The organism is Herbaspirillum lusitanum (assembly GCF_046025995.1).
Taxonomy (GTDB): Bacteria; Pseudomonadota; Gammaproteobacteria; order Burkholderiales; family Burkholderiaceae_D; genus Herbaspirillum; species Herbaspirillum lusitanum_A.
Map to the genome: position 1 here is coordinate 71,260 of NZ_JAQQFM010000009.1, position 22,948 is coordinate 94,207.

The window sequence follows — 22,948 nt, forward strand, 5'->3', positions numbered from 1 at the left end:
GTAATTTGCCGGCGGAAAATAAAAGAGCCGCCTGATCAGGCAGCTCTTTTGATTCTGCTTGCCGGGTATGCCGGCCGCAAAATGACTGCTTAGACGTTGAACAGGAAATTCATGACATCGCCATCCTTGACGATGTATTCCTTGCCTTCGGCGCGCATCTTGCCGGCTTCCTTGGCGCCTGTTTCGCCCTTGAAGGCGATGTAGTCTTCATAGGCGATGGTCTGGGCGCGGATGAAGCCGCGTTCGAAGTCGGTGTGAATCACGCCGGCGGCTTGCGGGCCGGTGGCGCCGACCGGGACGGTCCAGGCGCGCACTTCCTTGACGCCGGCGGTGAAGTAGGTCTGCAGGCCGAGCAGCTTGAAGCCGGCGCGGATCAGGCGATCCAGGCCAGGCTCTTCCATGCCCATGTCGGCCAGGAAGACTTCCTTGTCGGCATCTTCGAGGTCGGCGATTTCAGCTTCGATGGCGGCGCAGATGGCGACGATCGGTGCGCCTTGTTCTTTGGCGTAGCCGGTCAGCAGGTCCAGCAGCGGGTTATTGGTGAAGCCGGAGTCGGAGACGTTGGCCACATACATGGCCGGCTTGGCGGTGATCAGGCACAGCGGCTTGATCAGCGCCATTTCTTCGGCGTCCAGACCCAGTGCGCGCACCGGCTTGGCATCGTCCAGCGCCGGCATGATGCGTTCCAGCAGCGCCACCAGCTTGGCGGCGTCCTTGTCGCCCGAGCGGGCTTTTTTCTGTTCGCGGTGGATGGCTTTTTCGACGGTGCCCATGTCGGCCAGCGCCAGTTCGGTCTGGATCACGGCGATGTCGTCCAGCGGGCTGACCTTGCCGGCCACGTGGATCACGTTCGGGTCTTCAAAGCAGCGCACCACGTTGACGATGGCATCGGTTTCGCGGATGTGCGACAGGAATTGATTGCCCAGACCTTCGCCCTTGGAGGCGCCAGCCACCAGGCCGGCGATGTCGACGAATTCAACGGTGGCCGGCAGGATGCGCTCCGGCTTGACGATTTCTGCCAGCGCCTGCAGGCGCGGATCCGGCACTTCCACCATGCCGACGTTGGGCTCGATGGTGCAGAACGGATAGTTCTCAGCGGCAATACCCGCCTTGGTCAGTGCATTGAACAGGGTCGATTTACCGACGTTCGGCAAGCCGACAATGCCGCATTTGAGGCTCATGACAAAATCTTTCGAAAGCAAAAGCGCCATTGTATCAAGCCGGCCGGACTTACCCTAGCTTCGGCTTCATGCTTTTCGGCGATTGTGGGCGGCTCAGGCGTAATTGGGAGGCGTTGAGCGGAAATTGGCAGTCAATTGCCCGAGCTTGCTGAGGATTGACCGATGCGGCGGTGCGCCGGCTGTGCTTCTCGTTTGGAGGGAGGGCAAGTCGTCAGGCTTTCTTTAATCAACTTATCGCTTAATTACGCTTTCGGGCTCTCACGCGATCCGCTGTCAACTTGTAGCGATTTTGTTTCCATCTGTGAAAAAAATCATCTAAGCGTTGTACAAGATTGACAATGACTATTGCTGACTCGAAAGTAATTTGCAAATTTGCTCTACAATGTCGCTTTTCAGAAGACTAATAGAAGAAGCCTTGCCAAATATCGTCGAAATCCGAGACCTGCACTTCCGTTATGGCGATCGCCCGATCCTGTCGGGTCTCCACATGGATTTTCCGCGCGGCAAGGTGATTGCGGTCATGGGCGGCTCGGGCTCAGGCAAGACTACCATTCTGCGTCTGATCGGCGGTCAGTTGACCCCGCAAGAAGGCAGCGTGAATGTGGGCGGCCAGAACGTGCCGACGCTTAATACCCGCGATCTCTATCTGTTGCGCCGCAAGATGGGCATGCTGTTTCAGAACGGCGCACTGTTTACCGACATGACCGTGTTCGAGAATGTCGCTTTCCCCCTGAATGAACATACTGATCTGGCGCCCGAGCTGATCCGCGATCTGGTGCTGATGAAGCTCAATGCGGTCGGCCTGCGCAATGCCGCGCAACTGAAACCGTCCGAGATCTCCGGCGGCATGGCGCGCCGTGTGGCGCTGGCGCGCGCGATCGCGCTTGATCCTTCTCTGATCATGTACGACGAGCCGTTCGCCGGACTCGATCCGATTTCCATGGGCGTCACCGCCAATCTGATTCGTCGTCTCAACGACGCGCTGGGTTCCACTTCTATCCTGGTTTCGCACGATGTCAATGAATCCTTCGGCATCGCCGACTATGTGTACTTCCTGTCGCAAGGCAAGGTCGTAGCGCAGGGTACGCCGGCTGAAATGCGCGTGTCCCAGGATCCTTACGTGAAGCAGTTCGTGCACGCCGAGGCCGATGGCCCGGTGCCTTTCCACTATCCGGGCAAGTCGCTGGCCGACGATCTCGGGCTGGGTTCGGGGGGGCGCCCATGATCATCAATCTCTTGAGTGCGCTGGGCGCCTCGCTGCGTGAATTCGTCACCGGCATCGGTTTTGCAACACGCATGTTCTGGAACGTGCTCGCGTCTTCCTTCGGTTTGTTGCGTCGTCCGCGCCTGATTACCGACCAGATCCATTTCATCGGCAATTACTCGCTGGTGATCATTGCGGTGTCGGGCCTTTTCGTCGGTTTTGTGCTGGGTCTGCAAGGGTATTACACACTGAATAAATACGGCTCGGAACAGGCGCTGGGCTTGCTGGTGGCGCTGTCGCTGACGCGTGAGCTGGGTCCGGTGGTGACGGCCTTGCTGTTTGCCGGCCGCGCCGGCACTTCGCTGACCGCCGAGATCGGTTTAATGAAAGCCGGCGAGCAGTTGTCGGCGATGGAAATGATGGCCGTCAATCCGCTGCAACGCGTGGTTGCACCGCGTTTCTGGGCGGGCGTGATCGCCATGCCGGTGCTGGCTGCCATCTTTAGCGCGGTCGGTGTGATGGGCGGCTATGTGGTCGGCGTGCAGATGCTGGGCGTCGATGAAGGCGCGTTCTGGTCACAGATGCAGGGCGGCGTGGATGTCTGGGCCGACATCGCCAACGGCGTGCTCAAGAGTGTGGTGTTCGGGGTTGCGGTCACCTTCGTTGCGCTGTATCAGGGCTACGAAGCCAAGCCGACACCGGAGGGCGTGGCGCGCGCGACAACCCGTACCGTGGTGATCGCTTCGCTGCTGGTGCTGGGTCTGGATTTCCTGCTGACGGCCTTGATGTTTACCTGAAGCAGGCCGCAAGTAGCAGGCAGCAAGCATCAGCAGCACCGAAACAGAAGAACAATTGACGTGGCCGGCATCTGCCGGCGTCGTCTTGAATGAGAAGGCAAAGATATGCAAAGAAAATCATTGGACGCATGGGTTGGAATTTTTGTGCTGCTGGGCGTCGCGGCGCTGATCTTTCTGGCACTCAAAGCCGGCAACATGAGCTCGCTTTCCTTCGGGCAGAAAACTTACACCGTCACAGCCAAGTTCGATAATATCGGTGGACTGAAGGCACGTGCAGCGGTCAAGAGCGCCGGCGTGGTGGTGGGCCGCGTCGATTCGATTTCGTTCGACGACAACACCTTCCGCGCATCGGTCGCGATGAACATGAACGACAGCTACAAGTTTCCGAAAGACAGTTCGGCCAAGATTCTGACCTCCGGCTTGCTGGGCGAGCAGTACATCGGCATCGAACCGGGCGGCGACACGAAGAACCTGGCAGCAGGCGACAATATAAAAATGACACAGTCGGCAATTGTTCTGGAGAACCTGATCGGTCAGTTTCTCTATAGCAAGGCGGCCGAGGGAAAGGATGATTCAAAATGAAATACGCGGCACGCCTAGGCGCATTCACACTGGCAGCAGCAGCTTTGACCGGCTGCGCCACCAACAACAATCCTAACGATCCGCTCGAAGGCTTCAACCGCGCGATGTTCAGCTTCAACGACACCGTCGATCAGGTGGCCCTGAAGCCTGCCGCACAGGCCTATGACACCATCACGCCAAGTTTCGTGCAAACCGGTATCGGCAACTTCTTCGGCAATATCGGCGACCTGTGGTCCTCGATCAACCAGATTCTGCAAGGTCGCGTCGAACGCGGCGTGAGCACTTTCATGCGCGTGGCAGTCAACACCACCTTCGGTCTGGGCGGTGTGCTGGACGTCGCCAGCGAAGCGCGTCTGACGCGTGAGCGCTCCGACTTCGGTCAGACGCTGGGCAAGTGGGGCGTGGCCTCCGGCCCTTACGTGGTGCTGCCGCTGCTCGGCCCGTCCACCGTGCGCGATACCGCCGGTCTGCCGGCCGATTTCTACGGCGACCTGTGGAGCTACAAGCGTCCTACTCGCTGGCGCAATGTCGGCAGCGTGATTCGCATCGTGGATCGTCGCGCCCAACTGCTGGATGCGTCGACCTTGCTGGAAGATGCTGCACTGGATAAATACGACTTTGTGCGCGATGCATATCTGCAGCGTCGTCAATCGCAAATCGAAGGCGCCGGCGGTAGCAACAAGCCGGAAAGCAAGGAAGAGTCGATCAAGCCTTAAGGCCTGAGCCGACAGCAACACGCGATGAGACGGTTCTGTGCCGTTTCATCGTGGTCAGTTTTTCGGTGACATAGCTGAGCATCAGGCGGTGTCCGATGCCGAGCATATGAAACCGGGCAGGGCGCCCCAGCCGCCAGATCGGGGCTGCGCCCGACGCTCTTGAATTCGCAGCAAATCGCACAATCTGTAACACCCGTAGCCGTCTGTGACGGCGATGGAACCTGATCTGAATCCGCTTTTCCAAGCCTTTACCGACGCGCTCTGTTGTTTTCGGATAACACTGCGACAGCAGTTCGCTGCAATCGGTTGAGCATGTGTGCCGGCGACATTAAGCTTGTCGGCCTCATGCGTTCAGCGCAATCTGGTTCCGGTTAAATCGAGAATGGATATAAGACTTATGAAGATGTTTACCAAATTTCTGGCAATCGCCGTTTCGTTTTCCGCTCTGAGCTTCGCCGGCGCTGCATCGGCCCAGGAAGCGCCGGATGCGCTGATCAAGCGCATCAGTTCCGACGTGATCGACACCGCCAAGAACGACAAGGAAATTCAAGCCGGCAACACTGGCCGCATCATGCAGCTGGTCGAGCAAAAGATCATTCCTTACGTCGACTTCGAGCGCATGACCCAATTGGCGGCCGGCCGTTTCTGGCGCCAGGCTACGCCTGAGCAGCAAAGCAAGCTGATCACCGAATTCCGCAGCTTGCTGGTGTTCACTTATTCCGGCGCGCTGTCGCAAGTGCGCGATCAGAAGATCGAGTTCAAGCCGCTGCGTGCTGCGCCTGGCGACACCGAAGTCGAAGTGAATTCGCAAGTGCTGCAACCGCGCGGCGAGCCTGTCCAGCTGAGCTATCGCCTGGAAAAGAAGGCCGACGGCTGGAAGCTGTATGACGTCAATGTGCTGGGCGCATGGCTGATCGAGGCTTACAAGGGCACCTTCGCCAGTGAAATCAACAAGGGCGGCATCGATGGCCTGATCAAGGCGCTGTCGGACAAGAACAAGCAACTGGCGGCACGCGGCAACGTCAAGAAATAAGCATTCAGCCTGAAGTCAGATATAGGCAACAGTCGCAAAGAAGCACGCAGCACCAACAGGAAAGCATCATGTTCAAGCCCGATAACGTTCTGACCGCCGACAACGCCAGCGCCGTCCTCAAGGATGGATTGCGGGCGATTGCGGGCGGCCAGACCGACATCGACCTGAGCCAGGTGGCGACCGTGGATTCGTCCGCCGTTGCCACCTTGCTGGCGTGGCGCCGCGCTGCCGTAGAGCAGGGCCGGTCGCTGGATTTCGGCACCTTGCCGGCCAATCTGCAGAGTCTGGCCGATCTGTATGGCGTAGGCTCGTTGCTGCAAGGAAATTCCACCTCCGCTCCCACTTCCGCAACCGATCGACATCACTGATCGCAACGCCTGGCGGTAAGCTTCTGCGGCTTGCCCACGCTGTGCCGGAAATGCTGCAATCCGGCTCCGGAAACTGAATTCCCCTATAATCGAGAGTTTTTGCGAACGCCGGATGGCGTTTTCCGGTTTGCATGGCTATCGCGTGTTGCGCAGCGCGCAATCATCATCACAGAGCAGACCGGCAAGCAAGCGGCGCAGACCGCGGCAGGGAAATCACCAGATTCATACACATATAAAGCGGCATGCGCGCACGGGTGGCGTGGACATGCCGGGCTGAGGCAGGCCGCAGTTATAAATTGCTATAGCTGCGGGCGATGCCTTTCATTATTTCCAGCCCCCATGGACAAACGGGATGTGGGGCGGAACAACAAAATCAGTTGTATCAGGCAAATGGCCGCACTTCAAATCAATGACATCAAAAAACGCTACCAGTCGCTGCAAGCGCTGGGCGGCGTTTCACTGGCGATCGAGGAAGGTGAGTTCTTCGGCTTGCTGGGCCCCAACGGGGCCGGCAAGACCACGCTGATCTCCATCATCGCCGGTCTCAACCGTGCCGATTCCGGCAACGTCACCATTCACGGTCACGACGTCGTGACCGACTACCGCGCCGCGCGCACCAAGCTGGGTGTGGTGCCGCAGGAGCTGGTGTTCGATCCCTTCTTCACCGTGCGCGAAACTTTGCGCATGCAGTCCGGCTATTTCGGCCTGAAGAACAACGACAAGTGGATCGACGAGGTGATGGGCAACCTCGACCTCACCAACAAGGCCGACACCAACATGCGTGCGCTGTCGGGCGGCATGAAGCGGCGCGTGCTGGTTGCCCAGGCGCTGGTGCACAAGCCGCCGGTGATCGTGCTGGATGAGCCGACCGCCGGCGTCGACGTGGAACTGCGTCAGACGCTGTGGAAGTTCATCGGCCGCCTCAATCGCGAGGGGCACACCATCGTCCTGACCACCCACTATCTGGAAGAAGCGCAGGCGCTCTGCAACCGCATCGCCATGCTGAAATCCGGCAAGGTGGTGGCGCTGGATTCGACCGAAGGTCTGATCAAGCGCATTTCCGGTTCGCAATTGCTGCTGCGGCTGAAGTCGGGCGCATTGCCGGACAGTCTCAAGCCGCTGGTGATTTATCCGGATGAGCTGGTCGCCGGCCTGAAATACACGCTGCGCGTGACCGACTACAACGATGTCGAACCGATTCTGGCGGCGCTGCGCACTGCCGGTGCGGTGATCGACGACCTGCAATTGCAGCAGGCCGACCTGGAAGACGTCTTCATCCAGATCATGGGAGAGGAAAAATGACCGGTTTCCAGACACTGTTTTACAAAGAAATCCTGCGCTTCTGGAAAGTCGCGACGCAGACCGTCACCGCGCCCATCCTCACCGCCATGCTGTATCTGCTGATCTTCGGCCACGTGCTGCAGGATCACGTACAGGTTTATCCGGGTGTGCAGTACACCGGTTTTCTGGTGCCCGGCCTGGTGATGATGAGCGTGTTGCAGAATGCCTTCGCCAACAGCTCTTCCTCGCTGATCCAGTCCAAGATCACCGGCAATCTGGTGTTCGTGCTGCTGACGCCGCTGTCGCACTGGGAGTTGTTCGGCGGCTACGTGCTGGCGGCCGTGGTGCGCGGCCTGCTGGTCGGCGCCGGCGTGTTCGTGGTGACCGCCTGGTTCGGCCATCTGGATTTTGTGGCGCCGTGGTGGATCGTGATCTTCGCGCTGCTGGGCGCCGGCATTCTCGGCACCATGGGTTTGATCGCGGGTATCTGGGCCGAGAAGTTCGACCAGCTGGCGGCGTTCCAGAATTTCCTGATCGTGCCGCTGACCTTCCTGGCCGGCGTGTTCTATTCGATACACTCGCTGCCGCCTTTCTGGCAGGCGGTGTCGCATTTCAACCCGTTTTTTTATATGATCGACGGCTTCCGCTACGGCTTCTTCGGCAAGTCCGACATCGATCCGCTGGTCAGCTTCGGTATCGTCGCCGTGTTTTTCATCGTGCTGTCCACGCTGGCGGTACGCATGCTCAAGAGCGGCTACAAACTGCGCGCCGGTGCCCATTGAGGCGCACATTGAAACCGATTGAGCGCCGCCTCCATTCATTTACCCAGAACCTCGTGAAGAGCTGAATCATGCTACCCACACCTGAACTCGTCAAAAGCTACATCGTCGCCGGCCTCGAATGCTCCCATATCGAAGTCGAAGGCGACGGTCAGCACTTCAATGCCGTCATCGTCTCCGGCGCGTTTGCCGGCAAACGTCCGATACAACGCCACCAACTGGTCTACGCCGTGCTGGGCGACCGCATGCGCGAAGAAATCCATGCGCTGTCGATGAAGACATTCACTCCTGAAGAATTCCAGAAATAAGGCATTACCCGTATGGACAAGTTACTGATTCGCGGCGGTCAACGCCTTTCCGGCGAAGTCACCATTTCCGGCGCCAAGAACGCCGCGCTGCCTATCCTGTGCGCCGGTCTGCTGACCGCCGACGATTTGTTGCTGGGCAATATCCCGCAATTGCAGGACGTTTCGACCATGATCAAGCTGCTTGGCCAGCTCGGTCTGCGGGTCAAGCAGGACGGCGATCTGACCACGCTCAACGGCAACGACATCACGCGTCTGGAAGCACCCTACGAAATGGTCAAGACCATGCGCGCCTCGATTCTGGTGCTGGGGCCGTTGCTGGCGCGCTTCGGCGAAGCCAAGGTCTCGCTGCCGGGCGGCTGCGCCATCGGTTCGCGTCCGGTCGATCAGCATATCAAGGGCTTGCAGGCGATGGGCGCTGAGATTCATATCGACGCCGGCTATATCTACGCCAAGGCCAAGCGCCTCAAGGGCGCGCGTATCGTGACCGACATGATCACCGTCACCGGCACTGAAAATCTGCTGATGGCAGCGGTGCTGGCCGACGGCGAGACCGTGCTGGAAAACGCTGCGCGCGAACCTGAAGTGACCGATCTGGCCAATCTGCTGGTCGCCATGGGCGCCAGGATCGAAGGCATAGGCACCGACCATCTGGTGATCAACGGTGTCGCCAAGCTGCACGGTGCACGGCATGACGTGATCGCCGACCGCATTGAAACCGGCACCTTCCTGTGCGCGGTCGCAGCAGTGGGCGGCGACGTCACGCTCAAGCGCACGCGCAGCCATCTGCTCGACGCAGCGCTCGACAAGCTGCGCGAGGCCGGCGCGATTCTGACTTCCGGCGAAGACTGGATTCGCGTGCAGATGGCGGCACGCCCCAAGGCGGTCAGTTTCCGTACCACTGAATATCCGGGTTTTCCGACCGACATGCAGGCGCAGTTCATGGCGCTCAATTGCCTGGCCGACGGCACCAGCCACGTCACTGAAACGATCTTTGAAAATCGCTTCATGCACGTGCAGGAACTGAATCGCCTGGGCGCGGCCATCGACATCGAAGGCAATACCGCGATCATCAACGGCGTTGAAAAATTCATCGGCGCGCCGGTGATGGCGACCGATCTGCGCGCTTCGGCATCGCTGGTGATTGCCGGCCTGGCCGCGCAAGGCGAAACCCTGATCGAACGCATCTATCACCTCGACCGCGGCTACGACCGCATGGAAGTGAAGCTGTCGTCGATCGGCGCCAATATCGAACGCGTGAAGTAAGTCCGAGAGCAATACTGCGAGCAATACCGAAAATCAGACACCGATCCAAGACTAGACCATGACTCAACAACTGACGCTGGCGCTTTCCAAAGGCCGAATTTTCGAAGAGACCCTGCCGCTGCTGAAGGCCGCCGGGATCGAGGTGGCCGAAGATCCGGAGTCGTCGCGCAAGCTGATTCTGCCGACCAACGATCCGAACGTGCGCGTGATCATCGTGCGCGCTTCAGACGTGCCGACTTACGTGCAATACGGCGCCGCCGATTTCGGCGTGGCCGGCAAGGACGTATTGATGGAGCACGGCGGCGAAGGCCTGTATCAGCCCATCGATCTGAACATCGCCAAATGCCGTCTGTCGGTGGCGGTGCAGGAAGGCTTCGATTACGCCAGCGCGGTGCGCCAGGGTGCGCGTCTGCGCGTGGTGACCAAGTATGTGAAGACGGCGCGCGAGCACTTCGCCTCCAAGGGCGTGCACGTCGATCTGATCAAACTGTACGGCTCGATGGAACTCGGCCCGCTGGTGGGCCTGTCGGACGCCATCGTCGATCTGGTCAGCACCGGCGGCACGCTGCGCGCCAACAAGCTGGTGGAAGTCGAACACATCACCGAGATTTCATCGCGTCTGGTAGTGAATCAGGCGGCGCTGAAACTCAAGCGCGAACGTTTGCAGCCGATTCTGGATGCCTTCGAAAAAGCCTCGCAGAACAAATAATTTTAAGTTTCCCCTCGGTTCAAGTCACAACCCATACGTCACACGCCATTGATGCAGGTAAAAAGATGAGCATAGCCATTCGAAAACTCGATTCCGCCGATGCCGGCTTCAAGCAGAACCTGTCGGCCGTGCTGGCCTTTGAAGCCAGTGAAGACGAAGCCATCGACCGCGCCGCAGCATCGATTCTGGCCGAGGTCAAGGCGCGCGGCGATGCCGCCGTGCTGGAGTACACGCAACGCTTCGACCGTCTGCAAGCCGCCTCGGTGGCCGCGCTGGAAATCCCTCAGGCTGAATTGCAGGCGGCCCTGACTGCCTTGCCGCAGGCGCGTCGCGCCGCCTTGCAGACCGCCGCCGACCGCGTGCGCGCGTATCACGAGCGGCAAAAGAAGGAATGCGGTTCCGACGGTTTCCTGTATCGCGAAGCCGACGGCACCGAGCTGGGACAGAAGGTCACGCCGCTGGATCGCGTCGGCATTTACGTGCCGGGCGGCAAGGCGGCTTATCCTTCCTCGGTGCTGATGAATGCGATCCCGGCCAAGGTGGCCGGCGTACAGGAAGTCATCATGGTGGTGCCGACGCCGGACGGCGTGAAGAACGAACTGGTGTTGGCCGCAGCGGCCATCGCCGGCGTCGATCGCGTGTTCACCATCGGAGGCGCGCAAGCGGTGGGCGCGCTGGCTTACGGCACAGATACGATTCCGCAAGTCGACAAGATCGTCGGTCCCGGCAACGCCTATGTCGCCGCTGCCAAGCGCCGCGTGTTCGGCACGGTGGGCATCGACATGATCGCCGGGCCCTCCGAAATTCTGGTGATCTGCGACGGCAGCACCGATCCCGACTGGATCGCCATGGATCTGTTCTCGCAAGCCGAGCACGACGAACTGGCGCAATCGATCCTGCTGTGCCCGGACGACGCGTATATCGCACGCGTGGAAGCCAGCATCAACAAGTTGCTGGATGACATGCCGCGCAAGGACGTGATCCGCACCTCGCTGACCGATCGCGGTGCGCTGGTCAAGGTGCGCGACATGATTGAAGCCTGCGAGATCGCCAACATGATCGCGGCCGAACATCTGGAAATTTCAGCGGAAGAACCGCAGCAATGGGCCGACAGGATTCGTCACGCGGGCGCCATGTTCCTAGGTCGTTACTCGTCCGAATCGCTGGGCGATTACTGCGCCGGTCCCAATCACGTGCTGCCGACGTCGCGCACTGCACGCTTCTCGTCGCCGCTGGGTGTCTACGATTTCCAGAAGCGTTCCAGCATCATCCGCGTCAGCGAAGCGGGCGCCCAGACCCTCGGCAAGGTCGCGGCCGAACTGGCTTACGGCGAAGGCCTGCAGGCGCACGCGCGTTCCGCCGAGCTGCGCCTGAAACCAACATCATGAGCCCCGCCCATGGCGGCTGATATGCCTGCTGCCGGTTCGGCGCCGGTCTGCGCGGCCGACATCGGCTGGCGCAATCGCGTGCATTGTGAAGACGCATTGCAAGGCCTGGCGCGCATACCCGATGGCAGCATCGATCTGCTGATCGCCGATCCGCCTTACGGCCTCGGCAAGGACTACGGCAACGACTCCGACAAGCTCGACACCGAAGCCTATCTGCGCTGGACCGAGCAATGGATAGACGCCGCGCTGCCCAAGCTCAAGGCCAACGGCAGCCTCTACATCTTTCTGACCTGGCGTTATTCGCCGGAAATCTTCGTCATGCTCAAGCAGCGCATGACCATGCTCAACGAAATCGTCTGGGATCGCCGTGTGCCGTCGATGGGCGGCACCACGCGCCGCTACTCTTCGGTGCATGACACCATCGGGTTTTTCGCGCGCGCCAAAGATTATTATTTCGATCTCGACGCCATCCGCATTCCCTACGATGCCGAGACCAAGAAGGCGCGTTCGCGCTCTATCTTCGTCGGCGCCAAGTGGCTGGAGATGGGCTACAACCCCAAGGATGTGTGGAGCGTGTCGCGCCTGCATCGCGAGCACAAGGAGCGCGCCGATCATCCGACCCAGAAGCCGCTGGAGATCGTGGAGCGCATGATCAAGGCCTCCTGCCCGCCGGGCGGCGTCGTGCTGGACCCCTTCATGGGCAGCGGCACCACGGCTGTGGCGGCACGTCGCTGCGGCCGCGATTTCGTCGGCTTCGAACTCAATGCCGACTACTGCAGACTGATCGCGCAGCGGCTGGATGCGCTGGCCTTGGTGCCAATGCCGGAAGACGTCGGCGAGACGCCTGCTGACGTCGCTGCAACGAACGTTGTGAAGAAAGTGAAGGCGACCAGGGCCAAAGCAAAGCGCAAAGCCAAGGTCGTGAAGAACACCGAGGAAACGAAAGCAGAAGCCAATGAACAAGTCTCCGGCTGATTTATCCAGTTCATCCATTGCATCCACGGAAGCGCTGATCGGTGGCGTGGTTGATGGTGTGGTTGATGGCGTAATTCGCGCCGACGTGCGCGCCTTGTCGGCCTATGCCGTGCCGTCGGCGGAGGGCATGCTGAAGCTGGACGCGATGGAAAACCCGCATCAGTTGCCGCCGGCCCTGCGTGAAGCGTTGGGGCGTCATCTGGCGCAAGTCGATCTGAATCGTTATCCGGTACCGTCCTATACGCGTCTGCGGCAGATGATCTGCACGCAATTCGGCGTGCCTGAAGGTTTCGACGTGCTGCTCGGCAATGGTTCGGATGAACTGATTTCCATGATTTCCACCGCCTGTGCGGGCGCGGGGCGCAAGGTGCTGGCGCCCGAACCCGGTTTCGTCATGTATGCGGTGTCGGCCAGGTTTGCCGGGCTGGAGTTTGTCGGCGTGCCGTTGCGCGAAGATTTCACGCTCGATCTGCCGGCCATGCTGGCGGCGATGGAGACGCACCGGCCGGTGGTGACCTATCTGCCTTATCCGAACAATCCGACCGGCACCTTGTTCGACGCGGCCGAGATCGAGCAGATCATCCGCGCCGCAGAACCCTTCGGCATCGTGGTGCTGGACGAGGCCTATCAGCCTTTCGCGCTGCACAGCATGATGCCGCAGTTGCCGCATTTCAATAATCTGGTGGTGATGCGAACCGTGTCCAAGCTCGGCCTGGCCGGCATCCGGCTCGGCTACATGTCGGCGGCGCCGGCCTTGTTGCGCGAATTCGACAAGGTGCGCCCGCCCTACAATATCAATGTGCTGACCGAAGCTGCGGCCGAGTTCGTGTTGCAGCACGCCGCCGTGCTGGATCAGCAGGCCGCCGGTCTGCGCAGCGCACGCAGCGCTCTGCTGGCGCAGTTGCAGGCTTTGCCGCAGGTGCAGAGCTTCCCTTCAGCCGCCAATTTCGTGCTGATCCGGGTGCCGGATGCGGACAAAGTCTTTGCCGCTTTGCTGCGGCATAAGGTATTAGTCAAAAATGCCGGTAAAATGCACCCACTGCTGCGGAACTGTTTGCGCATTACCGTCAGCACAGAACAAGAAAATGCTGCTTTTCTGGACGCCTTGAAAGCGGCCTTGTCGGAATCATCTTTGTAAAGTCCCGTGTTACCCCTGACCATGTCTACACCAAGAACCGCGGAAGTTGTCCGCAACACCAATGAGACGCAGATTCGCGTCGCGATCAATCTGGACGGCACCGGCCAGCAGAAGCTGAACACCGGCGTGCCTTTTCTCGACCACATGCTGGACCAGATCGCGCGTCACGGTTTGATCGATCTCGACATCGAAGCCAAGGGCGACCTGCACATCGATGCGCACCACACGGTGGAAGACGTGGGCATCACGCTCGGCCAGGCCTTTGCCAAGGCCATCGGCGACAAGAAGGGCATCCGCCGTTACGGCCATGCCTACGTGCCGCTGGATGAGGCGCTGTCGCGCGTGGTGATCGATTTCTCCGGCCGTCCCGGCCTGGAGTTTCACGTGCCCTTTACGCGTTCCATGATCGGCGGCTTCGACGTCGATCTGACCAGCGAATTTTTCCATGGCTTCGTCAACCACGCGCTGGTGACCTTGCATGTTGACAATCTGCGCGGCATCAACGCCCACCATCAATGCGAAACCGTGTTCAAGGCCTTCGGCCGCGCGTTGCGCATGGCAACCGAGCTCGATGCGCGCTCCGCCGGCACGATTCCATCCACCAAGGGCAGTCTGTAATCATCTGCGGTGCGGCATGGCCGCCCCGGTATCTTCGATATGAATAAAATTGTTGTAGTGGATTACGGCATGGGCAATCTGCGCTCGGTAGCGCAGGCCCTGCGCCATGTCGCGCCGGAAGCGGATGTGCGCATCTCCGGCGAGGTCGCCGAACTCCGCGCTGCCGATCGTGTGGTGCTGCCGGGTCAGGGCGCGATGCCCGACTGCATGCGCTGCCTGCGCGAATCCGGCCTGCAAGAGGCGGTGATTGAAGCCTCGCGCAGCAAGCCGCTGTTCGGCGTATGCGTCGGCGAGCAGATGCTGTTCGACTGGAGCGACGAAGGCGGCACGCCGGGTCTGGGCCTGTTGCCCGGCAAGGTGGTGCGCTTCGAGCTGGAAGGCATGAGCCAGGACGATGGTTCGCGCTTCAAGGTGCCTCAGATGGGCTGGAACCGTGTCCGCCAGAAGTCGGCCCACCCATTGTGGGAAGGGATTGCCGACAATGACTACTTCTATTTCGTGCACAGTTTTTACGCAGTGCCGGCGGATGGCGCGCATGTAGTGGGTGAAACCCCCTACGGCAAGGACTTCGCCTGCGCAGTAGCCCGCGATAATATTTTTGCAACGCAATTCCACCCGGAAAAAAGTGCCTCGGCGGGTTTGCAGCTGTATCGGAATTTCGTACACTGGAAGCCTTGATTTTTTGCTTCTTGGACAAGTCCGCACAAGGATGCATCCAAGGATCGCCGGGCGCTGTTTTTATCAACCCTTTCACTGACAAGTACTCACTACCGTAGCCATGCTGCTGATACCTGCCATCGACCTGAAAGACGGTCATTGCGTTCGCCTGAAACAAGGTGATATGGACCAAGCCACCGTGTTTTCCGAAGATCCCGGTGAAATGGCGCGCCACTGGCTGTTGCAGGGCGCCCGTCGCCTGCATCTGGTCGACCTCAACGGCGCCTTTGCCGGCAAGCCGAAGAACGAAAGCGCGGTCAAGGCCATCCTGAAATCCGTGCGCGAGTTCGCCGACGAAAACGGCATCGAAGAAATCCCCGTGCAACTGGGCGGCGGCATTCGCGATCTGGACACCATCGAGCGTTATCTGGACGACGGCCTGTCGTACATCATCATCGGCACCGCTGCGGTGAAGAATCCGGGTTTCCTGCATGACGCATGCAGCGCCTTCCCGGGGCAGATCATCGTCGGTCTTGACGCCAAGGACGGCAAGGTCGCCACTGACGGCTGGAGCAAGTTGTCCGGCCATGAAGTGATCGACCTTGCCAAGAAGTTCGAGGGCTATGGCTGCGAAGCCATCGTCTACACCGACATCGGCCGCGACGGCATGATGGGCGGCGTCAACATCGAAGCGACGGTGCGTCTGGCGCAGGCGGTGGCGATCCCCATCATCGCTTCCGGCGGCGTGCACAACATCAAGGATGTGGAAGCGCTGTGTGAAGTGCAGGATGAAGGCGTCGAGGCGGTCATCTGCGGCCGCTCCATTTATGAAGGCACGCTCGATCTGCGCTCGGCGCAGGATCGTGCCGACGAACTGACGGAAGCGCCCGGCGAAGAGACCCCAGCCGACGGCGAATAACATGGCCTTAGCAAAACGCATCATCCCTTGTCTCGACGTGACCGCTGGTCGCGTGGTCAAGGGCGTCAATTTTCTCGAACTGCGCGATGCCGGCGATCCGGTCGAAATCGCCCGTCGCTACGACGATCAGGGCGCAGATGAATTGACCTTTCTGGACATCACCGCCTCGTCTGACGGTCGCGATCTGATTCTCGACATCATCGAAGCGGTAGCCTCGCAGGTTTTCATTCCGCTAACCGTCGGCGGCGGTGTGCGCGCGGTCGACGACGTGCGTCGTCTGCTCAACGCCGGCGCCGACAAGGTCGGCATCAATACCTCTGCAGTGACCAATCCGCAACTGGTGGCGGATGCTGCCAGCAAGTACGGTTCGCAATGCATCGTGGTCGCCATCGACGCCAAACGCAGCGGCGATGGGCGCTGGGAAGTATTCACCCACGGCGGCCGCAAGGCCACCGGGCTGGATGCGGTGGCCTGGGCGCAGAACATGGCGCGCCTGGGCGCCGGCGAGATTCTGCTGACCAGTATGGATCGCGACGGTACGCGCAGCGGCTTCGATCTGGATCTGACGCGCGCGGTGTCGGAAGCCGTCTCGATTCCCGTGATCGCCTCGGGCGGCGTCGGCGGCTTGCAGGATCTGGCGGATGGCGTGACGCGCGGCAAGGCTGACGCTGTGCTGGCGGCCAGCATCTTCCATTACGGACACCACACGGTGCAGGAGGCCAAGCGTTTCATGGCCGATCAAAACATCCCGATGAGGCTGGTATGAGCATCAGTGCGAAGTGGCTGAACAAGGTCAAATGGGACGAAGTCGGACTGGTGCCGGTGATTGCCCAGGAAGTCGGTTCCAACGATGTGCTGATGTTCGCCTGGATGAATCGTGAAGCGCTGTCGCGTACGGTGGAAACCGGTGAGGCCGTCTATTGGAGCCGCTCGCGCAAGAAGCTGTGGCACAAGGGCGAAGAGTCCGGCCACTTCCAGAAGGTGCATGAAATTCGCCTCGATTGCGACGAAGACGTGGTGCTGCTGAAGGTCGAGCAGGTAGCCGGCATCGCCTGCCACACCGGCCGTCATTCCTGCTTCTTCCAGAAGTTCGAAGGCAGCGCCGACAACGGCGAATGGCAGACCATCGAGCCGGTGCTCAAGGATCTGGCCGCCCCCGAAAAAGCCAAGGACAAACCAAAGAAACCGCGCAAGACAGCCGTCAAGGCAGTCGATAGCGGTTCTTCCACATCATGAGCGAAACCCTCAGGCGCGTGGCCGAAGTGATCGAGTCGCGCAAGCTGGCCAATGGCGGCAATCCCGAAAAATCCTACGTGTCCAAGTTGTTCGCCAAGGGCGACGATGCGATCCTGAAGAAGATCGGCGAAGAAGCCACCGAAACCGTCATGGCCGCCAAGGACGCACGCGTCAGCGGCGACAAGTCCAAGGTGCTGTATGAATGCGCGGATCTGTGGTTTCACTCCATGGTGCTGCTGGCGCAGTTCGACCTGACGCCGCAGGACGTACTCAATGAGCTGGCGCGCCGCGAAGGCTTGTCGGGACTCGACGAAAAGGCCAGCCGCAAGGAATGAGCCGAGAGCGGGCAGCGGCTGCCCGCGACTCATCAAGACATCATCTTCACGTCATAAGCGCTGCATAAACGCATCGAACGTGAAGGCACATCAACGCAGGAGGAGTCGTTTTGGATAATTGCATATTCTGTAAGATCGCCGCCGGTCAGATTCCATCCAAGAAGGTCTATGAAGACGAGGACGTCATTGCCTTCCACGACATCAACCCTGCTGCGCCGGTACACTTGCTGATTGTGCCCAAGCAACATATTGAGACCTTGTCGGATTGCGGCGAGAAGGAAGCACCGCTATTGGGTAAAATGGCGGCCCTGGCGCCGAAACTGGCGCAAGAGCTGGGCTGCGGTTATCAGACAGATACCGAGGGCAACAAGAGCGGCGGTTTCAAGACCTTGTTCAACACCGGACCGGATGGCGGACAAGAGGTGTACCATCTGCACATGCATGTGATCGGCGGGCCGCATCCGTGGCGCGTGCGCTTCGTGCAACAATAAATCGACAAGAGCTTGCCGGTGCAGACAAGGCGCAAGGCAGACCGGGACAGGAATTTTTGAATACAGGGCAGCGATGTCCGCTTAGGAGAAATAGCATGGGTTCGTTCAGTATTTGGCATTGGTTGATTGTTCTGGTGATCGTGATGCTGGTGTTCGGCACCAAGAAGCTCAGCAATATGGGCTCCGATCTGGGCAAGGCGGTGAAGGGCTTCAAGGACGGCGTCAAGGGCGGCGAAGAAGAGAAGCCGGCTGCCGCCGATCAGGCGATCGACGTCCAGGCCAAGGAAAAAGACAAGACCGGTCATTGATCGGGTGACGGAAAACAGTCCTGCTTGACATCAAGCGCAGAGTTTCAGGCTGCGCTTGATTTGCTTTTTGTGATTCCGATGTGATCCCGGCTTGTGCCGCGCCAGCGATTTGCAATGTGCTGTGAGGGCGGTGCGGCTCCGGAAAAGATTGAGGAAGTGCAGCAAGGCACTCCATGGATGCAGATGCTTCCGGCGCAAGCAGGCCGCAATCGCGTTGCATGGTGTTCAGCAGGGTCGGCTTTGCCGCCGCTGTCTCGTTTGTGTTCCGCTGGCGACGCCGGACTTTTCTGCCCGACCCGAGTTTGAGTCGACATGGGAATCGGCGGCGTCACAGAGCCGGAATCACAAGCTTCGGTTTCATCACGTATTTCTTGCCTGCATAGACCCATGATCGATATAGGCCTTACCAAGCTGGCGCTGATCGGCGTCGTCGCGCTGGTCGTGATCGGCCCCGAGCGCCTGCCGAAAGTTGCGCGCATGGCCGGCACCCTGTTCGGGCGTGCGCAGCGCTACATCAACGACGTCAAGAGCGAAGTCACCCGCGAGATCGAACTGGACGAACTGCGCAAAATGAAGCAGGACGTGCAGGACGCGGCGCACGACGTCGGCAACAGCATTCACAAAAGCATGTCCGATACCGAGGCGTCGATCAACGATGCCTGGAACGGCAGTACGCCCAGCCACAGCTCAGGCGACGACTCGGGTAGTTCCAGCTGGACGCGCACACCCAGCGTCGAGACGCTGAGCATCAAGGCCAAGAATTTCCGTCGCAAGAAGCTGGCGCGCACCACCGCTGTTCCGAGCTGGTACAAACACCAGAGCGGCCGCAAGACACGCGTGATCTCGGCATCGGCGCGCGTGGCCAGGTATCGCCCCATCGGCGGCGGCAAGTCCGCAGGCTTCTTTTAAGCAGGGCGGCAGGCTTCTTTTAATCACGATGGGCATGCACGCCATCCCACTCAGGTAGCAGATCCGGTAAATCCATGGCTGAAGAACAGAACACGTCGGGTAGCGAAGATACCTTCATCTCGCATCTGATCGAATTGCGCAGTCGCGTAGTCAAGGCCTCGGCAGCGGTCATCATCGTATTTCTCTGCCTCATGCCCTGGGCTGCGCACATCTTCGATCTGCTGGCCAATCCAATGATTCATGCCTTGCCCGCAGGCAGCAAGATGATCGCCACCGGCGTCATCACGCCATTCCTGATCCCGGTCAAGGTCACCATGCTGGTGGCCGTGCTGGTGGCTCTGCCGTGGGTCTTGTATCAGCTGTGGGCCTTCGTGGCGCCAGGCCTGTATGCGCATGAAAAGAAGCTGATCGCACCGCTGGTGATTTCATCGTCGATGCTATTCATCGCCGGTGTTGCCTTCTGCTATTTCTTCGTGTTCGGCGTGGTGTTCCCCTTCATCAACAACTTCGCGCCAAAGTCGGTATCGGTGGCGCCTGATATCGACAGCTACGTCGATTTTGTACTGACCATGTTCTTCGCCTTCGGTGTTACCTTCGAAGTGCCGGTGATCGTGATCGTGCTGGTGCGCATGGGCATCGTGCCACTGGAAAAGCTCAAGCAGATTCGTCCTTACGTGGTGGTCGGCGCCTTCGTCATTGCCGCCGTGGTCACGCCGCCGGACATCATGAGCCAATTGCTGCTGGCGGTGCCGCTGGTGCTGCTGTACGAAGTCGGCCTGTTCATCGCTCCGATCTTTGTGCGCGCCACGCGGGTGCCGGACGCTCCGGAAGAGGAGCCGGTCGAGTCAGTGGATGAGGGAATCAGGTAAGCCGGCATTGAATTGATGCAAGCATGGCTCTGAAATTGAAAAGCCCGGATGTTGAATCCGGGCTTTTTCTTTGCCGCGCGCGCAATGGCTTCCGGCTTCGGAGTTAGTCGCAGAAGACGGGAGGCTATTCCTCAACCGGAATCAGCGGTACCTGACGCAGCCAGTTGACCAGCGGATAGGCATCCTTGAAGCCGCTCAGCACATCCTTGCCGAGATCGGTTGGCACCTTCTTTTTGATGCTGGTGTCGGTCCATACGATGAAGCTTTTCAGCTTCACGAACTCAAGGTTGGGCACATCAGCATCGAATCCCTTGGGTGGTCGGCTCAGCTTGCCTTCTTCCTGCAGACTGCCGTAGGTTTCCTTCAGCTTCTTGTTCTTCAGCATCTTGTTGAAACCGGCATCGTCGTCGATGACGCGCTGGCGAATCGCACGCAGGCGATCCGATGGCGGCAGGTATTCGCCACCCGCGATCAGCAACTGCCCAGCCGCGTCGATGTGGAAGTAATAGGCCGGACCGCCGCCCTGACTGGGCTTCTTCAGCCCGCTGGCGGTGATTGCCGCCGAGAAGTGCGTCTTGTACGGGCTCTTGTCATGCGAAAAACGCATGTCGCGATTGATGCGGAACAAGGCTTTTTTCGGATTGCAGCCGATGATGGCCGGATCGAATTTGCCTATGTCGGCAATCAGTTGCGTGGTCAGCGCCAGAAACTCTTCGCGCAGGATGTCGTAGCGCGGCTTGTTCATCACAAACCAGGCGCGGTTATTGTTTTCGGACAGTTCCGCCAGGAACTGCATCAGGTCACGCACGTGCATATGGATTCCCTTTTTGATTCTGGGCCGACGTTCTTTTATTCTTCGTCGCCGTCGGTTTCTTCACGCTTCGGCGGCGGACGCTTGCCGACCACGATGTTGAGTTTGGTTTCCTGCGATTTGCGCAGTACCGTCATCTTGACGTTCTGGCCCGGCGTCAGCTGCGCGATCACGTTCAGCATTTCGGTGGTGTCGTTGACCGCCTTGTCATCGATGCTGATCAGGATGTCGCCCGGCTTCATGCCGGCCCCGTCGGCCGGTCCGCCCTTGAGCACGCCGGCGATGATGGCGCCGGTTTTCTTGCCGAGGCCGAAGCTGTCGGCCAGTTCAGGCGTGATGTCTTGCGGTTCCACGCCGATCCAGCCGCGTACCACCTGGCCGTGATTGATGATGGCCTCCATCACGCTCTTGGCAGTGGTGACCGGGATTGCAAAACCGATGCCGAGATTGCCGCCGGTGCGCGAATAGATCGCCGTGTTGATGCCCAGCAGATTGCCGTTGGTATCGACCAGCGCGCCGCCCGAATTGCCCGGGTTGATCGCGGCATCGGTCTGGATGAAATTCTCGAAGGTATTGATGCCGAGGTGATTGCGTCCCAGTGCCGAAATGATGCCCATGGTCACGGTCTGGCCGACGCCGAAGGGATTGCCGATAGCCAGCACCACGTCGCCCACCGAGCTTTGTTCGACATGGCCGAGCGTGATCGCCGGCAGGTTAGGCAGTTCGATCTTGATCACGGCCAGATCGGTTTCAGGGTCGATGCCGACCACCTTGGCGGTCGCCTTGCGGCCATCCGCCAGGGCCACCTCGATCTGATCTGCCGCTTCCACCACGTGGTTGTTGGTGAGGATGTAACCTTGCGGGCTGACGATCACGCCCGAGCCGAGACTGGATTGCTTGTCGTCCTGCTGATCGTCCAACTGGTCGCCGAAGAATTTACGGAAGAAAGGATCGTCCTGAAACGGACTCTTTTGCGGACGCGCCTCGGTCGTGGTGAAGATGTTTACCACCGACGGCATGGCTTGCCGCGCCGCATGGCGATAGGAGTTGGGCGTCGGCGTATCGGGCGTGGCTTCCTGCATCTGCACCGAGGAAGCGGCCGGGCGCACGCGCGAACTGAAATTGCCCGTCGTCCAGTCGGGCTTCAAGGTCGCTACAATGAACCATACCGCCAAACCTACTGTTACGGTTTGTGCAAACAACAACCAGAAACGTCGCATATTGAAATTGAGTGAGGATAAGAAAATGACTGGGCAAACAAGCAGGGACGAGTTTGCGAGATATTTGGCGCAGCTCTTGAATGTTACGCAATACCGCGATTATTGCCCAAATGGGCTACAGGTGGAAGGGCGCAGCCGGATTGGCGCCATTGTCAGCGGCGTCACCGCGAGCCTGGCGCTGATTGAAGCGGCGCTGGATTTACGCGCCGATGCCATCCTCGTGCATCACGGATATTTCTGGCGCGGGGAAGATGCGCGCGTGATCGGCATCAAGCAAAAGCGTCTTAGGCAACTGCTCAGCCACGACGTCAATCTGTTTGCCTATCATCTGCCGCTGGATGCGCATCCGGAGCTGGGCAACAATGCCCAGCTGGCGCGCCAGCTTGATCTGCTCGGGCGCGACCGTTTCGGCGAGGACAAGCTGGGCTGGATCGGTAGCTGCGAGAATGCCTCCATCAAGACGGCAGCCGATCTGGCCGTGCTGATCGAAAAGCGCCTCGGCCGCACACCGTTGCTGATCGGCGATCCGCAGTTTCAATTAGGTGACATCGCGTGGTGCACAGGCGCCGCACAAGGCATGCTGGGCGACGCCATTGCCGCCGGCGCGAGTGCCTACATCAGCGGCGAGATATCGGAGCCTACGGTGCATCTGGCGCGCGAGAGCGGGGTGGTCTATATCGCCGCAGGCCATCACGCCACCGAGCGTTACGGCGTACAGGCTTTGGGACGGCATGTGGCCGAGCATTTCGGCATCAGCCACCAGTTCGTGGATATCGACAATCCGGTCTGAACGCCTCGGGCGTCGAAGCGCGCAGTAATAAAAAAGCCGGATCGCTCCGGCATTTTTATTGTC

At 59.7% G+C, this 22,948-nt stretch carries 28 protein-coding genes; 25 read left to right on the forward strand and 3 right to left on the reverse strand.

The genetic code is table 11. The features are described from left to right. Positions 1–89: 89 nt before the first annotated feature. A complete protein-coding gene (gene ychF, locus PQR62_RS19970; RefSeq protein ID WP_408159779.1) occupies positions 90–1,181 on the reverse strand; it encodes a redox-regulated ATPase YchF in 1,092 nt (363 codons plus the stop codon). A gap of 415 nt (positions 1,182–1,596) precedes the next feature. Here ychF and PQR62_RS19975 point away from each other — a divergent pair, with 415 nt between their 5' ends. From PQR62_RS19975 to tatC, 24 genes are all read left to right on the forward strand, one after another. After that, entirely contained in the window at positions 1,597–2,406 is an 810-nt protein-coding gene (locus PQR62_RS19975) for an ABC transporter ATP-binding protein (RefSeq protein WP_408159780.1), read from the forward strand. Next, positions 2,403–3,182 (forward strand): lipid asymmetry maintenance ABC transporter permease subunit MlaE, encoded by a 780-nt coding sequence (gene mlaE, locus PQR62_RS19980; RefSeq protein WP_408159781.1) that lies wholly within the window; start codon positions 2,403–2,405, stop codon positions 3,180–3,182. Before PQR62_RS19975 ends, mlaE begins: the two co-directional genes overlap by 4 nt. A gap of 105 nt (positions 3,183–3,287) precedes the next feature. Then, positions 3,288–3,764, forward strand: coding sequence for an outer membrane lipid asymmetry maintenance protein MlaD (gene mlaD, locus PQR62_RS19985; protein WP_408159782.1), 477 nt, complete (start codon positions 3,288–3,290; stop codon positions 3,762–3,764). Continuing rightward, a complete protein-coding gene (locus PQR62_RS19990; protein ID WP_408159783.1) occupies positions 3,761–4,480 on the forward strand; it encodes an MlaA family lipoprotein in 720 nt (239 codons plus the stop codon). Before mlaD ends, PQR62_RS19990 begins: the two co-directional genes overlap by 4 nt. Before the next feature lie 397 nt (positions 4,481–4,877). Further along, a complete protein-coding gene (locus PQR62_RS19995) occupies positions 4,878–5,513 on the forward strand; it encodes an MlaC/ttg2D family ABC transporter substrate-binding protein (protein WP_408159784.1) in 636 nt (211 codons plus the stop codon). A gap of 68 nt (positions 5,514–5,581) precedes the next feature. Beyond that, positions 5,582–5,881 (forward strand): STAS domain-containing protein, encoded by a 300-nt coding sequence (locus PQR62_RS20000; RefSeq protein ID WP_408159785.1) that lies wholly within the window; start codon positions 5,582–5,584, stop codon positions 5,879–5,881. 390 nt (positions 5,882–6,271) lie between these two features. After that, positions 6,272–7,183: an ABC transporter ATP-binding protein gene (locus PQR62_RS20005; RefSeq protein ID WP_408159786.1), complete on the forward strand. Its 912-nt coding sequence runs from the start codon at positions 6,272–6,274 to the stop codon at positions 7,181–7,183. Further along, positions 7,180–7,944: an ABC transporter permease gene (locus PQR62_RS20010; RefSeq protein ID WP_408159787.1), complete on the forward strand. Its 765-nt coding sequence runs from the start codon at positions 7,180–7,182 to the stop codon at positions 7,942–7,944. Before PQR62_RS20005 ends, PQR62_RS20010 begins: the two co-directional genes overlap by 4 nt. A gap of 68 nt (positions 7,945–8,012) precedes the next feature. Continuing rightward, positions 8,013–8,249, forward strand: a complete 237-nt coding sequence (locus PQR62_RS20015; protein ID WP_408159788.1) for a BolA family protein — start codon at positions 8,013–8,015, stop codon at positions 8,247–8,249. A gap of 12 nt (positions 8,250–8,261) precedes the next feature. Further along, positions 8,262–9,512, forward strand: a complete 1,251-nt coding sequence (murA, locus tag PQR62_RS20020; protein WP_408159789.1) for a UDP-N-acetylglucosamine 1-carboxyvinyltransferase — start codon at positions 8,262–8,264, stop codon at positions 9,510–9,512. A gap of 58 nt (positions 9,513–9,570) precedes the next feature. Next, entirely contained in the window at positions 9,571–10,221 is a 651-nt protein-coding gene (gene hisG / locus PQR62_RS20025) for an ATP phosphoribosyltransferase (protein WP_408159790.1), read from the forward strand. A 65-nt stretch (positions 10,222–10,286) separates the two neighbouring features. After that, a complete protein-coding gene (gene hisD, locus PQR62_RS20030) occupies positions 10,287–11,609 on the forward strand; it encodes a histidinol dehydrogenase (protein ID WP_408159791.1) in 1,323 nt (440 codons plus the stop codon). Positions 11,610–11,618: 9 nt separating this feature from the next. Further along, complete coding sequence (locus tag PQR62_RS20035) at positions 11,619–12,584, forward strand: DNA-methyltransferase (protein WP_408159792.1); 966 nt, start codon at positions 11,619–11,621, stop codon at positions 12,582–12,584. Continuing rightward, positions 12,565–13,722 (forward strand): histidinol-phosphate transaminase, encoded by a 1,158-nt coding sequence (hisC, locus tag PQR62_RS20040; RefSeq protein WP_408159793.1) that lies wholly within the window; start codon positions 12,565–12,567, stop codon positions 13,720–13,722. The genes PQR62_RS20035 and hisC overlap by 20 nt, the downstream gene beginning before the upstream one ends. A gap of 21 nt (positions 13,723–13,743) precedes the next feature. Then, on the forward strand, positions 13,744–14,340 hold the full coding sequence (hisB, locus tag PQR62_RS20045; RefSeq protein ID WP_408159794.1) for an imidazoleglycerol-phosphate dehydratase HisB: 597 nt from the start codon (positions 13,744–13,746) through the stop codon (positions 14,338–14,340). Positions 14,341–14,379: 39 nt separating this feature from the next. Then, a complete protein-coding gene (hisH, locus tag PQR62_RS20050; protein WP_408159795.1) occupies positions 14,380–15,018 on the forward strand; it encodes an imidazole glycerol phosphate synthase subunit HisH in 639 nt (212 codons plus the stop codon). Between the two features lie 100 nt (positions 15,019–15,118). Next, positions 15,119–15,916, forward strand: a complete 798-nt coding sequence (gene hisA, locus PQR62_RS20055; RefSeq protein WP_408159796.1) for a 1-(5-phosphoribosyl)-5-[(5-phosphoribosylamino)methylideneamino]imidazole-4-carboxamide isomerase — start codon at positions 15,119–15,121, stop codon at positions 15,914–15,916. A gap of 1 nt (position 15,917) precedes the next feature. Beyond that, positions 15,918–16,682: an imidazole glycerol phosphate synthase subunit HisF gene (gene hisF / locus PQR62_RS20060; protein ID WP_408159797.1), complete on the forward strand. Its 765-nt coding sequence runs from the start codon at positions 15,918–15,920 to the stop codon at positions 16,680–16,682. Beyond that, complete coding sequence (gene hisI / locus PQR62_RS20065) at positions 16,679–17,152, forward strand: phosphoribosyl-AMP cyclohydrolase (protein WP_408159798.1); 474 nt, start codon at positions 16,679–16,681, stop codon at positions 17,150–17,152. Before hisF ends, hisI begins: the two co-directional genes overlap by 4 nt. After that, positions 17,149–17,487, forward strand: coding sequence for a phosphoribosyl-ATP diphosphatase (locus tag PQR62_RS20070; RefSeq protein ID WP_408159799.1), 339 nt, complete (start codon positions 17,149–17,151; stop codon positions 17,485–17,487). Before hisI ends, PQR62_RS20070 begins: the two co-directional genes overlap by 4 nt. 110 nt (positions 17,488–17,597) lie before the next feature. Continuing rightward, complete coding sequence (locus PQR62_RS20075) at positions 17,598–17,978, forward strand: histidine triad nucleotide-binding protein (RefSeq protein ID WP_408159800.1); 381 nt, start codon at positions 17,598–17,600, stop codon at positions 17,976–17,978. Positions 17,979–18,073: 95 nt separating this feature from the next. Then, complete coding sequence (tatA, locus tag PQR62_RS20080) at positions 18,074–18,286, forward strand: Sec-independent protein translocase subunit TatA (RefSeq protein ID WP_408159801.1); 213 nt, start codon at positions 18,074–18,076, stop codon at positions 18,284–18,286. A gap of 387 nt (positions 18,287–18,673) precedes the next feature. Then, entirely contained in the window at positions 18,674–19,195 is a 522-nt protein-coding gene (tatB, locus tag PQR62_RS20085; RefSeq protein ID WP_408159802.1) for a Sec-independent protein translocase protein TatB, read from the forward strand. A 74-nt stretch (positions 19,196–19,269) separates the two neighbouring features. Beyond that, entirely contained in the window at positions 19,270–20,064 is a 795-nt protein-coding gene (gene tatC / locus PQR62_RS20090) for a twin-arginine translocase subunit TatC (RefSeq protein WP_408159803.1), read from the forward strand. Positions 20,065–20,188: 124 nt separating this feature from the next. On the opposite strand, the gene PQR62_RS20095 is transcribed toward tatC, so the two are convergent. Beyond that, positions 20,189–20,878 (reverse strand): DUF2461 domain-containing protein, encoded by a 690-nt coding sequence (locus PQR62_RS20095; RefSeq protein ID WP_408159804.1) that lies wholly within the window; start codon positions 20,876–20,878, stop codon positions 20,189–20,191. A gap of 35 nt (positions 20,879–20,913) precedes the next feature. Beyond that, the gene (locus tag PQR62_RS20100) at positions 20,914–22,095 is read right to left on the reverse strand and encodes a Do family serine endopeptidase (RefSeq protein WP_408159805.1); all 1,182 of its coding nucleotides are present in this window, start codon (positions 22,093–22,095) and stop codon (positions 20,914–20,916) included. A 25-nt stretch (positions 22,096–22,120) separates the two neighbouring features. Here PQR62_RS20100 and PQR62_RS20105 point away from each other — a divergent pair, with 25 nt between their 5' ends. After that, positions 22,121–22,885 carry a Nif3-like dinuclear metal center hexameric protein gene (locus PQR62_RS20105; protein WP_408159962.1) on the forward strand — a complete coding sequence of 255 codons (765 nt, stop codon included), beginning with the start codon at positions 22,121–22,123 and terminating at the stop codon, positions 22,883–22,885. The last annotated feature ends 63 nt before the right edge of the window (positions 22,886–22,948 follow it).

Coding starts and splice junctions, on each gene's coding strand:
- ychF (WP_408159779.1), bottom strand. CDS start 1,181: ATGAGCCTCAAATGCGGCATTGTCGGCTTGCCGAACGTCGGTAAATCG.
- mlaE (WP_408159781.1), top strand. CDS start 2,403: ATGATCATCAATCTCTTGAGTGCGCTGGGCGCCTCGCTGCGTGAATTC.
- mlaD (WP_408159782.1), top strand. CDS start 3,288: ATGCAAAGAAAATCATTGGACGCATGGGTTGGAATTTTTGTGCTGCTG.
- PQR62_RS19990 (WP_408159783.1), top strand. CDS start 3,761: ATGAAATACGCGGCACGCCTAGGCGCATTCACACTGGCAGCAGCAGCT.
- PQR62_RS19995 (WP_408159784.1), top strand. CDS start 4,878: ATGAAGATGTTTACCAAATTTCTGGCAATCGCCGTTTCGTTTTCCGCT.
- PQR62_RS20000 (WP_408159785.1), top strand. CDS start 5,582: ATGTTCAAGCCCGATAACGTTCTGACCGCCGACAACGCCAGCGCCGTC.
- PQR62_RS20005 (WP_408159786.1), top strand. CDS start 6,272: ATGGCCGCACTTCAAATCAATGACATCAAAAAACGCTACCAGTCGCTG.
- PQR62_RS20010 (WP_408159787.1), top strand. CDS start 7,180: ATGACCGGTTTCCAGACACTGTTTTACAAAGAAATCCTGCGCTTCTGG.
- PQR62_RS20015 (WP_408159788.1), top strand. CDS start 8,013: ATGCTACCCACACCTGAACTCGTCAAAAGCTACATCGTCGCCGGCCTC.
- murA (WP_408159789.1), top strand. CDS start 8,262: ATGGACAAGTTACTGATTCGCGGCGGTCAACGCCTTTCCGGCGAAGTC.
- hisG (WP_408159790.1), top strand. CDS start 9,571: ATGACTCAACAACTGACGCTGGCGCTTTCCAAAGGCCGAATTTTCGAA.
- hisD (WP_408159791.1), top strand. CDS start 10,287: ATGAGCATAGCCATTCGAAAACTCGATTCCGCCGATGCCGGCTTCAAG.
- PQR62_RS20035 (WP_408159792.1), top strand. CDS start 11,619: ATGGCGGCTGATATGCCTGCTGCCGGTTCGGCGCCGGTCTGCGCGGCC.
- hisC (WP_408159793.1), top strand. CDS start 12,565: ATGAACAAGTCTCCGGCTGATTTATCCAGTTCATCCATTGCATCCACG.
- hisB (WP_408159794.1), top strand. CDS start 13,744: ATGTCTACACCAAGAACCGCGGAAGTTGTCCGCAACACCAATGAGACG.
- hisH (WP_408159795.1), top strand. CDS start 14,380: ATGAATAAAATTGTTGTAGTGGATTACGGCATGGGCAATCTGCGCTCG.
- hisA (WP_408159796.1), top strand. CDS start 15,119: ATGCTGCTGATACCTGCCATCGACCTGAAAGACGGTCATTGCGTTCGC.
- hisF (WP_408159797.1), top strand. CDS start 15,918: ATGGCCTTAGCAAAACGCATCATCCCTTGTCTCGACGTGACCGCTGGT.
- hisI (WP_408159798.1), top strand. CDS start 16,679: ATGAGCATCAGTGCGAAGTGGCTGAACAAGGTCAAATGGGACGAAGTC.
- PQR62_RS20070 (WP_408159799.1), top strand. CDS start 17,149: ATGAGCGAAACCCTCAGGCGCGTGGCCGAAGTGATCGAGTCGCGCAAG.
- tatA (WP_408159801.1), top strand. CDS start 18,074: ATGGGTTCGTTCAGTATTTGGCATTGGTTGATTGTTCTGGTGATCGTG.
- tatB (WP_408159802.1), top strand. CDS start 18,674: ATGATCGATATAGGCCTTACCAAGCTGGCGCTGATCGGCGTCGTCGCG.
- tatC (WP_408159803.1), top strand. CDS start 19,270: ATGGCTGAAGAACAGAACACGTCGGGTAGCGAAGATACCTTCATCTCG.
- PQR62_RS20095 (WP_408159804.1), bottom strand. CDS start 20,878: ATGCACGTGCGTGACCTGATGCAGTTCCTGGCGGAACTGTCCGAAAAC.
- PQR62_RS20100 (WP_408159805.1), bottom strand. CDS start 22,095: ATGCGACGTTTCTGGTTGTTGTTTGCACAAACCGTAACAGTAGGTTTG.
- PQR62_RS20105 (WP_408159962.1), top strand. CDS start 22,121: ATGACTGGGCAAACAAGCAGGGACGAGTTTGCGAGATATTTGGCGCAG.